The following is an 11,305-nucleotide window of genomic DNA, read 5'->3' as shown; positions in this document are numbered from 1 at the left end:
TTCTCCCCGAAATAGCTTTAGGGCTAGCCTCGGAGTAAAGAGTCATGGAGGTAGAGCACTGATTGGGTGCGGGGCCCGCCAAGGGTTACCAAGTCCAGTCAAACTCCGAATGCCATGTACTTATATCCGGGAGTCAGACGGTGAGTGCTAAGATCCATCGTCAAGAGGGAAACAGCCCAGACCATCAGCTAAGGTCCCCAAGTGTGTGTTAAGTGGGAAAGGATGTGGAGTTGCCCAGACAACCAGGATGTTGGCTTAGAAGCAGCCACCATTTAAAGAGTGCGTAATAGCTCACTGGTCGAGTGACTCTGCGCCGAAAATGTAACGGGGCTAAACACGCCACCGAAGCTATGGCTAGATACGAAAGTATCTTGGGGTAGGGGAGCGTTGTATGCAGGTTGAAGTCAGACCGTAAGGACTGGTGGACGACATACAAGTGAGAATGCCGGTATGAGTAACGAAAAGACAAGTGAGAATCTTGTCCGCCGAAAGCCTAAGGGTTCCTGAGGAAGGCTCGTCCGCTCAGGGTAAGTCGGGACCTAAGGCGAGGCCGAAAGGCGTAGTCGAAGGACAACAGGTTGATATTCCTGTACCACCGTAAGCCGTTATGAGCAATGGGGTGACGCAGAAGGGTAGTGACGCGGCCTGATGGAATAGGCCGTCCAAGCAGTGAGGCTGGTTGACAGGTAAATCCGTTAACCGATAAAGCTGGGCTGTGATGGGGAGGGAAAATTACAGTACCGAAGGTCATGTGCTCCCGCTGCCGAGAAAAGCCTCTAGCCAGGCGAAGGTGCCCGTACCGCAAACCGACACAGGTAGGCGAGCAGAGCATGCTAAGGCGCGCGGAAGAACTCTCGTTAAGGAACTCGGCAAAATGACCCCGTAACTTCGGGAGAAGGGGTGCCTCGGTAGGGTGAATAGCCCGAGGGGGCCGCAGTGAAAAGGCCCAAGCGACTGTTTAGCAAAAACACAGGTCTGTGCGAAGCCGTAAGGCGAAGTATACGGGCTGACGCCTGCCCGGTGCTGGAAGGTTAAGGGGAGTGGTAAGGGGCAACCCGAAGCTATGAACCGAAGCCCCAGTAAACGGCGGCCGTAACTATAACGGTCCTAAGGTAGCGAAATTCCTTGTCAGGTAAATTCTGACCCGCACGAATGGCGTAACGACTTGGGCGCTGTCTCAACGAGAGATCCGGTGAAATTTTAATACCTGTGAAGATGCAGGTTACCCGCGACAAGACGGAAAGACCCCATGGAGCTTTACTGCAGCTTGATATTGGACTTTGGTACGATCTGTACAGGATAGGTGGGAGCCTTGGAAGCCGGAGCGCCAGCTTCGGTGGAGGCATCGTTGGGATACCACCCTGATCGTATCGGAGTTCTAACCTGGTACCGTCATCCGGTACAGGGACCGTGTCAGGTGGGCAGTTTGACTGGGGCGGTCGCCTCCTAAAATGTAACGGAGGCGCCCAAAGGTTCCCTCAGAATGGTTGGAAATCATTCGTAGCGTGCAAAGGCATAAGGGAGCTTGACTGCGAGACCTACAAGTCGAGCAGGGACGAAAGTCGGGCTTAGTGATCCGGTGGTACCGCATGGAAGGGCCATCGCTCAACGGATAAAAGCTACCCTGGGGATAACAGGCTTATCTCCCCCAAGAGTCCACATCGACGGGGAGGTTTGGCACCTCGATGTCGGCTCATCGCATCCTGGGGCTGAAGTAGGTCCCAAGGGTTGGGCTGTTCGCCCATTAAAGCGGTACGCGAGCTGGGTTCAGAACGTCGTGAGACAGTTCGGTCCCTATCTGTCGCGGGCGTAGGAAATTTGAGAGGAGCTGTCCTTAGTACGAGAGGACCGGGATGGACGTACCGCTGGTGTACCAGTTGTTCCGCCAGGAGCACCGCTGGGTAGCCAAGTACGGACGGGATAAGCGCTGAAAGCATCTAAGCGTGAAGCCCCCCTCAAGATGAGATTTCCCAATTCGTAAGACCCCTGGTAGACGACCAGGTTGATAGGTTCGAGGTGGAAGCGCAGCAATGCGTGCAGCTGACGAATACTAATCGGTCGAGGGCTTATCCTACGAACGTTCACCTGAACGTTCACTTCGCACGCTGCTCTTAGGTTAACGTAAGACTAAAGGGGTTTCACAACTGTTCGTATCCAGTTTTCAGGGTGTAATTAACCCGAAATATCGTTCCCTGATAGCTCAGTTGGTAGAGCACTCGACTGTTAATCGAGTTGTCACAGGTTCGAGTCCTGTTCGGGGAGCCATCTGGAGAGCTGTCCGAGTGGTCGAAGGAGCACGATTGGAAATCGTGTATACGTTAACCGCGTATCGAGGGTTCGAATCCCTCGCTCTCCGCCATGTGGCCCGTTGGTCAAGGGGTTAAGACACCTCCCTTTCACGGAGGTAACAGGGGTTCGAATCCCCTACGGGTCACCAAAATAGTTCAAAAAGGTACAAATTAGGACTTGCAATGAGCAGGGCAAATGAGGTATAGTAGTACTTGTCGCTCATTACGGAGGCTTAGCTCAGCTGGGAGAGCATCTGCCTTACAAGCAGAGGGTCGGCGGTTCGATCCCGTCAGCCTCCACCATTAAACTGCATAAGCAGTATTCATAACGACGCGGGGTGGAGCAGCCCGGTAGCTCGTCGGGCTCATAACCCGAAGGCCGCAGGTTCAAATCCTGCCCCCGCAACCAACTTTACCTTCGGAGTCATCCGAGAACCATAATGTGGAGCTGTGGTGTAGAGGCCTAACATGCCTGCCTGTCACGCAGGAGACCGCGGGTTCGAATCCCGTCAGCTCCGCCATTTTCACCAAATGGCTCGGTAGCTCAGTCGGTAGAGCAGAGGACTGAAAATCCTCGTGTCGGCGGTTCGATTCCGTCCCGAGCCACCATTTAAGAATTGAATATGCCGTTGTAGCTCAATTGGTAGAGCAACTGACTTGTAATCAGTAGGTTGGGGGTTCAAGTCCTCTCGACGGCACCACTCATGGAGGATTAGCGAAGTGGCCAAACGCAGCAGACTGTAAATCTGTTCTCTGACGAGTTCGGTGGTTCGAATCCATCATCCTCCACCAGTTTACCTTAGGGGCATAGTTTAAAGGTAGAACAGCGGTCTCCAAAACCGTTAGTGTGGGTTCAATTCCTGCTGCCCCTGCCAAAAGGTTCATATGGCGATCGTGGCGAAGTGGTTAACGCATCGGTTTGTGGATCCGACATTCGGGGGTTCAATTCCCCTCGATCGCCCCATCATACAAATTATAAGATAAATAAAAGATTGGGGATTAGCCAAGCGGTAAGGCAACGGACTTTGACTCCGTCATTCCTAGGTTCGAATCCTAGATCCCCAGCCATTTATATGCGGAAGTGGCTCAGCGGTAGAGCATCGCCTTGCCAAGGCGAGGGTCGCGGGTTCGATTCCCGTCTTCCGCTCCATTTTTTTTTATTTCTGGCGCCATAGCCAAGTGGTAAGGCAGAGCTCTGCAAAAGCTTTACCCCCAGTTCGAATCTGGGTGGCGCCTCCACAATCTTCAACAATCGTGTGCCCTTAGCTCAGCTGGATAGAGCGTTTGACTACGAATCAAAAGGTCAGGAGTTCGAATCTCTTAGGGCACGCCATTAATTTGCCGGTGTGGCGGAATGGCAGACGCGCGCGACTCAAAATCGTGAGGGAAACCGTGGAGGTTCGAGTCCTCTCACCGGCACCATACATAGAAGTTGTAACCTGATGGAATTGCATCAGGTTTTTTTTATTTTTAACAACGAGCATGAATCTATGCGTGCTCCACTTGGGTAATTCAGGACCGTACGCGGAATCAGTGTGTATGAGAAGGTGATATTAAAGACCCTTTCACTTGGATTAATAACTGTGCGTAGCCCTTTCGGTCCATGGGGTGGGTCCACTCCCCGACCCAAGTCTAGGGAGAAAACCGTCGCGAGTCCGTTTTGAAACGGCTGGAAAACACCTACAATAAATACATAAGCAAGCGATGAAACAACTTCAAGCGCAGCGACGTAATGAAAAGTATAAAAGTTCTGAGGGAAGGCGGTGACAGTAAGAATGAATGGTAAATCGGTGTTAGGTGCGTTACTTGTTATTGCAGGAAGTTTGATGGTGATGAAGTTTATCGGGATTAATCTCAGCTGGATTTTCAGTTTGTTGATGCCTTTCATCTTGATCGGTCTTGGAGTCGTGGGAGTCAAAAATGACAAGAAGCTCATCGGTGGCATTCTCATCGTAGTCGGAGCATTTATGCTGATTGGCAAGCTTGCCGGAATTATCGCGTTGCTGCTTGCGATCGGAATTATCTTATGGGGAGTTTCAATGTTCAAACGTCGTAAACACGTTTAATTAAATACTTAGTAATCGTAATAGATTCCGGATTAAGGAGGTTTATGCATGAGTATTATCCGTAGGGTCCGTGACATTACAGTGGCGACACTAAATGAGCGGCTGGAGAAAGCGGAAGATCCTGTTAAGTTAATTGACCAATTCTTGTGGTCGACAAGGGAAGATATTATTCAAGCTGAGCGATTATATCAGCAGTATGTGGGACACGGGAACTACTTGAAGTCTCAATGGCTGCAAGCGGAGCAGCTGAGAGACAAGCGTGAACAACAAGCAATGACTGCCCTTAAAGCAGGGGAGGAGCATGTAGCACGAATTGCACTTACAGATAAAGCGACCAGCGAGGAACGTGCTGCTCAGTACCGTGAATTATACGAACAAACACAGCAGAACGTCCGGGAGCTGGAGGATCAGCTTCGAGAGTTGCGGGCGGAGTATCAGGCTGTTTACGATAAACGTGAATACTATGCAGCTCGGATGGAATCCCTGCGCCTTCAACAGCGGATGAACGCACGGTATAACGGCCTCGGGCAGCAGCCTGGGCAGCAGCCTGCAGGCATGTTCCGCAGGCTGGAGGATCGGATCAGCGATATGGAGCTTGAAGCAAAAAGCCTTCGCGATTTACGCCGGGCTGGACAGGAATTTATCGTCGAGGCGGGTTCGACTCTGCAGTCCGTCATCGAGCGCGAAATGGAACAATTGAAACGAAAATTGCAGCAGGAAGGATGGAAATCGTCATGAGGAAACTGTATCGGTCGCGCCGCGATAAGAAGCTGTTCGGTTTGTGCGGCGGTATCGCCGAGATGCTGAATGTGGACGCGACACTGCTGCGGATTCTTCTGATTGTCCTGACCGTATTTACAAGCGGTGCATTAATATTGGTATATATTCTTGCCGGCCTCGTTGTACCTAAGGAACCGAACATATACAGCGGATTCGGTCCCGGCAGCTTTGGACCCGGCGGTTACGGCTCCGGCGGCGGATATAATGGTGGTTGGAATAACGGCCCGGGCTTTGGCTCGCAAAACAATGGTCAAGGCTTTGGCGGACCTTATACAAATACACCTCCATCCAGTGGTCCGTCGGCTGGACCTGCCAGTTGGCAGCAAGGACAATCGGCATCAAATTTGGATGCCATGATGGAAGATCTGGAGAAAAAAGCGCTCCGTCGTGAGATAGAAGAACTGAAAGCAAAATTAGCCAAGCACGAGAAGGGAGAGTTTTAACTATGAGTATTTTTAAGCGAATGAAAGATATGACGAAAGCTTCTCTTAACGAGCTGCTCGACAAAATGGAAGATCCTGTTGTAATGTTAAACCAATATCTGCGTGATATGGAGGCGGAAATTCATCAGGCCGAATTGACGGTTGCCAAGCAAATGGCAAACGAGCGCCGTATGAAACAGCGTCTTGACGAAGCGTTCCGCAGTGCCGCAGACCGTGAGACGAAAGCTGAAACTGCGATTCGCTCCGGCCAGGAGGAGCTTGCACGGAAGCTTTTGGAAGAGAAAATATTCTTCGATCACAAAACGGCCGAATATACGGATATGCATGCCGCAGCCAAAACGCAGGCCGAAGAGCTTATGCTGCAGCTCCATGGTATGAAGGATGAGTTCTACCAGCTTCGGAATAAACGCAATGAGCTGGCAGCGCGTGCACAGATGGCAAAAGCGAAGAAGCAAATGGCGCAAGTAACGACGGTTCACTCGATCGAAAGCGGCAGCGCTTCACGGGGCTTTACCCGTATGGAAGAAAAGATTATGCAGCTGGAAGCGGAAGCTGAAGTGATACGTGTCCCATATACGTCTTATAATGGTCCATCTGCCGTTGGCACAGTAGATCCTTCGAAGCAGTTGAAGGTCGAAGAGCAGCTTCAAGCACTGAAAAACAAATTAAACCCTCCGTCAGCCGAGTAGGGTTGACTGGGAAGACTAGGTACGACGATTGACCTTCCGAGTTGTTTTCAGCCGGAATAGAAATCGAAGGGTTTGCAAATGGATAAGCCAAGACAGTATGCGCTTCGCGAATGAAGCCTCTGTCTCTGGCTTGTTTCCATGGTTACATAGAGAGGGGCATATACCCATGGCTGACCAATCGCCTTCGGATGAAGCAAGCGTCAATATGCGTAGTGAACAAGGGGACTCGGGGAGACAGCGTCAAGCGATGCATCCTTATCGGAATGCGCGAGGAGGCCCGCCGCTTAATCAACCCAGGGGAAACGCTGCAGAGACGGTGATATGGCTGCTTGTCATCATTGGCTTGATTGTTCTCGTTATGCAAGGTATGGGCTACATCAAGGTATTCGCCTTGCAAACAAAAGCCGCAGCGATCGGTTTGACCATTATAGGGCTCGCGCTTATTGCCGCGGCTGGATACAGTTATTTTCAGGGAGTAAAGCTGAGGGCGGCGGTCAAGCGGTTAACCGACCAACAGCGTCGGAAGAAACAGAGGGTAACGCTTCCTTCCGCTGAAGACACAACTGAAACATCCGAGGATTTCTCGGAAGAGGATGAGGTATGGACGGAACAGGTTCGTTTCTCTGCCGTCATTGAAGAACGGGAAAGGCTCGCGCGAGAGCTTCATGACGCTGTAAGCCAGCAGTTGTTTGCCATATCAATGACCGCGACAGCAGTCAGCAGAACGCTTGAGACGGATTGGGAGAGAGCCAAACGCCAGGTGCAGCTTATTGAAGAAATGGCCTCCGTCGCTCAATCCGAGATGCGGGCATTACTTCTGCATTTACGGCCGGTGCATTTGGATGGCAAAAATTTGGGTCAAGCGCTTCAGATTTTGGTTGAGGAATTAAAGCAGAAGGTACCGATCGCCATAACGCTTGATGTGGACGATTCAATCAAGCTTGCCGCTGAAGCGGAGGACCATCTCTTTCGAATTGCACAGGAGGCGCTTTCCAATACGCTTCGACATTCCAAAGCGGACCAGATGAGTATTCGTCTACACAGCATAGGCAAGAATGCACAATTGATTTTCCAGGATAACGGAGTTGGGTTTGATTTGGAAGAGAAGAAGCAAACGTCATACGGACTGCTTACAATGGAAGAACGGATAAATGTCCTGGGGGGCTCGATGCAGCTGGTTACCGCACCCGGTCAGGGCGTCATCATTGACATACGCATACCTGTTACAGCCATGGTTTTATAAAAGGAGGGGAGATCCACCGGATGGAGGCTCTGGAAAATAGGAACGCATTGAATCAACCGATTAAAGTGCTTCTCGTTGACGACCATGAGATGGTTCGAATTGGTCTGGCCGCTGTTCTCAACACCGAGGAGGGAATTGAAGTGGTCGGCGAGGCGAGCAATGGAATGGAAGGTATTCGACTCGCTCAGGCATACAGGCCGGAGGTTGTCCTTATGGATCTGGTTATGGAAGGCATGGACGGCGTTGAAACGACACGGAAGCTTCTAGAGCTGTACCCCGACTGTAAAGTGATTGTGCTCACAAGCTATCTGGACGACAGCAAGATGTACCCGGTTATTGAGGCGGGAGCATTCAGTTATCTGCTCAAAACATCGCGAGCAACGGAAGTCGCCGATGCGATCCGGGCGGCAGCTCGAGGGCAATCGGTTCTTGAATCGCAGGTTGCGATGAAGATGATGAACCGTTTCCGGCAGCCCAAGGCAGATTCTGTTCGTCCGCCTCACGAACAGCTCACGGAACGGGAGATGGACGTTTTGAAATGCGTGGCTAAGGGTCAATCGAACCAGGAAATCGCCGATACTTTATTTATCGGGATTAAAACGGTCAAATTTCACGTGACGAACATTTTTGCCAAGCTTGGTGTGGATGACCGGACGCAGGCTGCTATTTATGCACATAAACATGGCTTGGCCGAGTAAATAGATAGGGTACGTAATGCAGAGCAAGCCGTTCCGGAATGACCGGGGCGGCTTTTTGTATCTAAGTAGGCAAGCAAGTCGAGCGGCTGGAAACCGGCCGGCACATGCGCCAAACCATTTATTTGTTATTCGCCGCGGAGACTATCCGAGAATGGATAAACGCATATATAGAGTCCAACTCGCTGATGTCGAAATGGGGAATATCGAGGGTGGATGGAAACGGGTCGGCCGCTAAAAGTGAATCTTCACCTTTGATAGTTGGATTTATCGATGTTGCATTAAGGGCTGTATTGGCTTCCGGCCATAAAATAGCGGCAGACCCATTGGGACTCGTTAGCTCACGTAGAAGCTTGATGTCTGCCGGCTCCCGGATGAGAATCAGCTTAGGATATGCCTCTTGCTTGAACCCTTCCACAAGAACGATATCTGCGTTCCCCATCTGCTCAAGTAAAGAATGCAGCGATTCCGGACGGCTTCGCAGTATGGCGCTTCGATTGGATGAACTAATCGCAGTGATGTCGGCACCTGCCGCTTGATGCTTCCATGTATCGGTGCCCGGCGTATCCATGGTAAAATCGTGAGCATCGTGCTTTACCGTTCCGACGGTATAACCCGCGCGCTTGAAACGCTGAATCAGACTCGTAATGAGCGTTGTTTTACCGCTGTTTTTATAGCCGACGACCTGAAGGACGAACTGGTGGCGCGGAAAATCGCGGTTATAATTTTGTTCAGTCAACATTAATCAGCTCCTTGCGGGATGAGGATTCCCTGTTTTATTTAAATGTACCATATTTTCATGGGATTAACTCTTTAAGTGGAGCGGATCGTGAACTTTTGGTACAATATAGAGAAGAGATGACCGAAGGAAGAAACCGGATATTGCACAAGGCTGCCGGTTTCACCTTGGACGACAACCAGGAGGAGACCGATTGTGCAGCAGCTGCAGGGAGCTTCACGTTTTAACAGGCGCGCAGTTAAGGTGGGGGATGCGATGCGCCTTGTGCTCGAAGCGGCCTTGCCAGGACTATGCGAATCTGTGCCGCTGTGGCAGGCCGCCGGCCGGCGGCTGTCGGAGCCGCTGACGGCGACGAGCGACTGGCCGCCCTTTGCGCGCTCGGGACTGGACGGTTATGCCGTCCGCAGCGCAGATACGACGCAAGCGACGCCGGATTCCCCTTCGTCGCTGCGCGTGGTTGGTACGGTTGCCGCCGGCGGTGTAACGCCGGCGATCGTGGAGCCGGGCACCGCCGTGCGCATTATGACCGGCGGGGCGGTGCCCGAGGGCGCGGACGCTGTCGTCATGCTGGAGCAGACGGCGGACGCGGATGAAATCGGGAGGTCGGTGGTGCGGGTGAAACGCGCCGCCGCGACCGGGCAAAACATTGCGCGGCCCGGTGAGGAGTTTCGCCGCGGCGGCGTATTGGCGGAGCCGGGCACTCTTATCCGGCCGGGCCACATTGCACTGCTGGGCACGTTCGGCTACGCTGAAGTGCCGGTCTTCGCGCGACCGCGCGTCGCGGTGCTGGCGACGGGTGCTGAGCTGCTGCCGGTTGCGTCGCCGCTTGAGCCGGGCCGCATCCGCGACAGCAACAGTGCCATGGTGGCGTCGATGGTTGAGCAGAGCGGCGGGACGCCGGTGCTCGTCGGGCGGCTCCCGGACGATCCCAATGCCGTCGTAGGCGCGCTGGCCGCAGCGCTGGAGCAAGCGGATATGGTCGTAACAACCGGCGGTGTATCAGTAGGCGACTTCGATGTTATGGCTGACATTATACGCGGAATTCGGTCCGATGGCCTAACCGGCGGTCCGGACAGACTTTTGTTCAATAAAGTAGCGATGCGTCCGGGCAGCCCGACGTCAGCAGCTGTAATGAACGGCAAACTGTTGTTTGCCTTATCCGGTAACCCCGGCGCTTGCTTTGTCGGGTTTGAGCTTTTCGTTAGGCCTGCTATACTAATGCTGCAGGGTGTAACGATGGAGCAATCGCTCCCAAGAGAAGTGACAGCCAAACTTGCGGCTGATTTCGATAAAGGGAGCCCGCATGAACGGTTTGTGCGGACGCGCCTGTATGTGCGGGAAGGTGTCTTGTACGCCGATCCGCTTGCATTTAACAAATCGAGCATGATGGCCTCGATTCCCGAGGCTGACGGCCTGCTTCGTATTCCGGCGGGACCGGAAGGAGCGGCAAGAGGATCGCTGGTTCATGTCATTCAATTATGATCCGATTAATAAATTGTAATTTCAACGATGAACAACCCGCCTTCATGCCAGCGCATAAAGCGGGTTTGCTTTATTTCATGCAGCTTCTTATACCCGGTAGTTAACGAATAGGCCGTTGGTTCTGAGCTGCAAATAAGACTGCCCGGACGGTTCGTATGTCCGCAACGACTGGAACCCGCTTGCCGAGGGGCTCATAATTGCAGCGGTAGGCAGATGTTCAAAACGGGAAAGCAATTGCGCTATTTGAGATGCTAGGCCGCTGGGCCCGCGTAAAGTGCTGCGCACTTGGTCGGGCTGTTCCGCTAACGCAGCATTGAGAAGGTCCCCATCCAGCTTCCATTCACCGGCTCCCGATCGCGTAATCCCGATCCGCTGAGCTGCAGGGGCCTTCAGTGCGTCATCGATGATATGTTTTAACTCGGGGCTCAAGTAGGCGGAAGAGGATAAGAAAGTTTGATTTAGTTGATTCGCCTGTTTAATCAGCGAATGCAGCTGCTTGGCAATCGATTTGCCTTCTTCAGCGGCACCTGGCATATTGCCCGTTTCGGAAGCTGCCGCGTTTTCTGCTGCTATGGAGTTCGCCGCCTCATGGAGATGGGTGCTTTGCATAAGCCACGCGGACACGCTTTCTGCCGCCGATTGTATTACTTTTTCGACGGTGTCCGGCAGTTTGGAGGTTATAGCCTTGGGGAGCGAACCTCCCCGGTAATAGGAAGGTCGGCGCTCGTCCATGAACGGATATTTTGCATAGGCAATAAGACGCTGAACAGGATAAAGCGTTTTACGGGAAACCCGGTCAATTTGATTTGGCATCGCCATCACTACTCACCTCCACTTAAACCTTTGACAGCTCAATTTTAGTATTAATTTACCGAAAAGT

Annotated in this window: 10 protein-coding genes, 16 tRNA genes and 1 rRNA gene (1 of these 27 running past the window's edge); 25 read left to right on the top strand and 2 right to left on the bottom strand. The window is 52.4% G+C overall.

Features of this window, described 5'->3' with window-relative positions; genetic code table 11:
• The 23 genes from KZ483_RS23585 to KZ483_RS23475 all read left to right on the top strand — a co-directional run.
• Window positions 1–2,074: ribosomal RNA gene (locus KZ483_RS23585) — 23S ribosomal RNA — on the top strand (it extends 857 nt beyond the left edge of the window).
• A gap of 115 nt (window positions 2,075–2,189) precedes the next feature.
• Window positions 2,190–2,265, top strand: a tRNA-Asn gene (locus KZ483_RS23580).
• A gap of 3 nt (window positions 2,266–2,268) precedes the next feature.
• A tRNA-Ser gene (locus KZ483_RS23575) sits at window positions 2,269–2,359 on the top strand.
• A gap of 3 nt (window positions 2,360–2,362) precedes the next feature.
• Window positions 2,363–2,437: transfer RNA gene (locus tag KZ483_RS23570), tRNA-Glu, on the top strand.
• Window positions 2,438–2,515: 78 nt separating this feature from the next.
• A tRNA-Val gene (locus tag KZ483_RS23565) sits at window positions 2,516–2,591 on the top strand.
• Window positions 2,592–2,620: 29 nt separating this feature from the next.
• Window positions 2,621–2,697, top strand: a tRNA-Met gene (locus tag KZ483_RS23560).
• Between the two features lie 35 nt (window positions 2,698–2,732).
• Window positions 2,733–2,809 (top strand) — tRNA-Asp (locus KZ483_RS23555).
• A gap of 12 nt (window positions 2,810–2,821) precedes the next feature.
• Window positions 2,822–2,897: transfer RNA gene (locus tag KZ483_RS23550), tRNA-Phe, on the top strand.
• 16 nt (window positions 2,898–2,913) lie between these two features.
• Window positions 2,914–2,989: transfer RNA gene (locus tag KZ483_RS23545), tRNA-Thr, on the top strand.
• A 5-nt stretch (window positions 2,990–2,994) separates the two neighbouring features.
• Window positions 2,995–3,080: transfer RNA gene (locus KZ483_RS23540), tRNA-Tyr, on the top strand.
• Between the two features lie 9 nt (window positions 3,081–3,089).
• Window positions 3,090–3,163, top strand: a tRNA-Trp gene (locus KZ483_RS23535).
• 13 nt (window positions 3,164–3,176) lie between these two features.
• Window positions 3,177–3,252: transfer RNA gene (locus tag KZ483_RS23530), tRNA-His, on the top strand.
• Between the two features lie 29 nt (window positions 3,253–3,281).
• Window positions 3,282–3,356: transfer RNA gene (locus tag KZ483_RS23525), tRNA-Gln, on the top strand.
• Between the two features lie 7 nt (window positions 3,357–3,363).
• Window positions 3,364–3,438, top strand: a tRNA-Gly gene (locus KZ483_RS23520).
• Window positions 3,439–3,453: 15 nt separating this feature from the next.
• Window positions 3,454–3,527 (top strand) — tRNA-Cys (locus KZ483_RS23515).
• Window positions 3,528–3,544: 17 nt separating this feature from the next.
• A tRNA-Arg gene (locus KZ483_RS23510) sits at window positions 3,545–3,621 on the top strand.
• A 7-nt stretch (window positions 3,622–3,628) separates the two neighbouring features.
• A tRNA-Leu gene (locus KZ483_RS23505) sits at window positions 3,629–3,710 on the top strand.
• 353 nt (window positions 3,711–4,063) lie between these two features.
• On the top strand, window positions 4,064–4,354 hold the full coding sequence (locus tag KZ483_RS23500) for a LiaF transmembrane domain-containing protein (RefSeq protein WP_220350006.1): 291 nt from the start codon (window positions 4,064–4,066) through the stop codon (window positions 4,352–4,354).
• A gap of 48 nt (window positions 4,355–4,402) precedes the next feature.
• The gene (locus KZ483_RS23495) at window positions 4,403–5,092 is read left to right on the top strand and encodes a PspA/IM30 family protein (RefSeq protein WP_220350005.1); all 690 of its coding nucleotides are present in this window, start codon (window positions 4,403–4,405) and stop codon (window positions 5,090–5,092) included.
• The gene (locus KZ483_RS23490; RefSeq protein ID WP_220350004.1) at window positions 5,089–5,577 is read left to right on the top strand and encodes a PspC domain-containing protein; all 489 of its coding nucleotides are present in this window, start codon (window positions 5,089–5,091) and stop codon (window positions 5,575–5,577) included. Before KZ483_RS23495 ends, KZ483_RS23490 begins: the two co-directional genes overlap by 4 nt.
• A gap of 2 nt (window positions 5,578–5,579) precedes the next feature.
• Window positions 5,580–6,266: a PspA/IM30 family protein gene (locus tag KZ483_RS23485; RefSeq protein WP_220350003.1), complete on the top strand. Its 687-nt coding sequence runs from the start codon at window positions 5,580–5,582 to the stop codon at window positions 6,264–6,266.
• Window positions 6,267–6,432: 166 nt separating this feature from the next.
• A complete protein-coding gene (locus KZ483_RS23480) occupies window positions 6,433–7,509 on the top strand; it encodes a sensor histidine kinase (RefSeq protein ID WP_258881395.1) in 1,077 nt (358 codons plus the stop codon).
• 20 nt (window positions 7,510–7,529) lie between these two features.
• Window positions 7,530–8,207, top strand: coding sequence for a response regulator transcription factor (locus tag KZ483_RS23475; RefSeq protein ID WP_220350002.1), 678 nt, complete (start codon window positions 7,530–7,532; stop codon window positions 8,205–8,207).
• Window positions 8,208–8,325: 118 nt separating this feature from the next.
• On the opposite strand, the gene mobB is transcribed toward KZ483_RS23475, so the two are convergent.
• Window positions 8,326–8,946, bottom strand: coding sequence for a molybdopterin-guanine dinucleotide biosynthesis protein B (gene mobB, locus KZ483_RS23470; protein WP_220350001.1), 621 nt, complete (start codon window positions 8,944–8,946; stop codon window positions 8,326–8,328).
• A 95-nt stretch (window positions 8,947–9,041) separates the two neighbouring features.
• Here mobB and KZ483_RS28735 point away from each other — a divergent pair, with 95 nt between their 5' ends.
• Window positions 9,042–9,170, top strand: coding sequence for a hypothetical protein (locus KZ483_RS28735; protein ID WP_258881394.1), 129 nt, complete (start codon window positions 9,042–9,044; stop codon window positions 9,168–9,170).
• The gene (gene glp, locus KZ483_RS23465; protein WP_258881393.1) at window positions 9,139–10,425 is read left to right on the top strand and encodes a molybdopterin molybdotransferase MoeA; all 1,287 of its coding nucleotides are present in this window, start codon (window positions 9,139–9,141) and stop codon (window positions 10,423–10,425) included. The genes KZ483_RS28735 and glp overlap by 32 nt, the downstream gene beginning before the upstream one ends.
• Before the next feature lie 87 nt (window positions 10,426–10,512).
• Here glp and KZ483_RS23460 read toward each other — a convergent pair whose 3' ends face one another.
• Window positions 10,513–11,244, bottom strand: a complete 732-nt coding sequence (locus KZ483_RS23460) for a hypothetical protein (protein WP_220350000.1) — start codon at window positions 11,242–11,244, stop codon at window positions 10,513–10,515.
• Window positions 11,245–11,305: the final 61 nt, after the last annotated feature.

This window comes from Paenibacillus sp. sptzw28 (assembly GCF_019550795.1).
Taxonomy (GTDB): domain Bacteria; phylum Bacillota; class Bacilli; order Paenibacillales; family Paenibacillaceae; genus Paenibacillus_Z.
The sequence above is the reverse complement of the archived record's forward strand: the minus strand, read 5'-3'. Positions and strand labels throughout refer to the sequence as shown.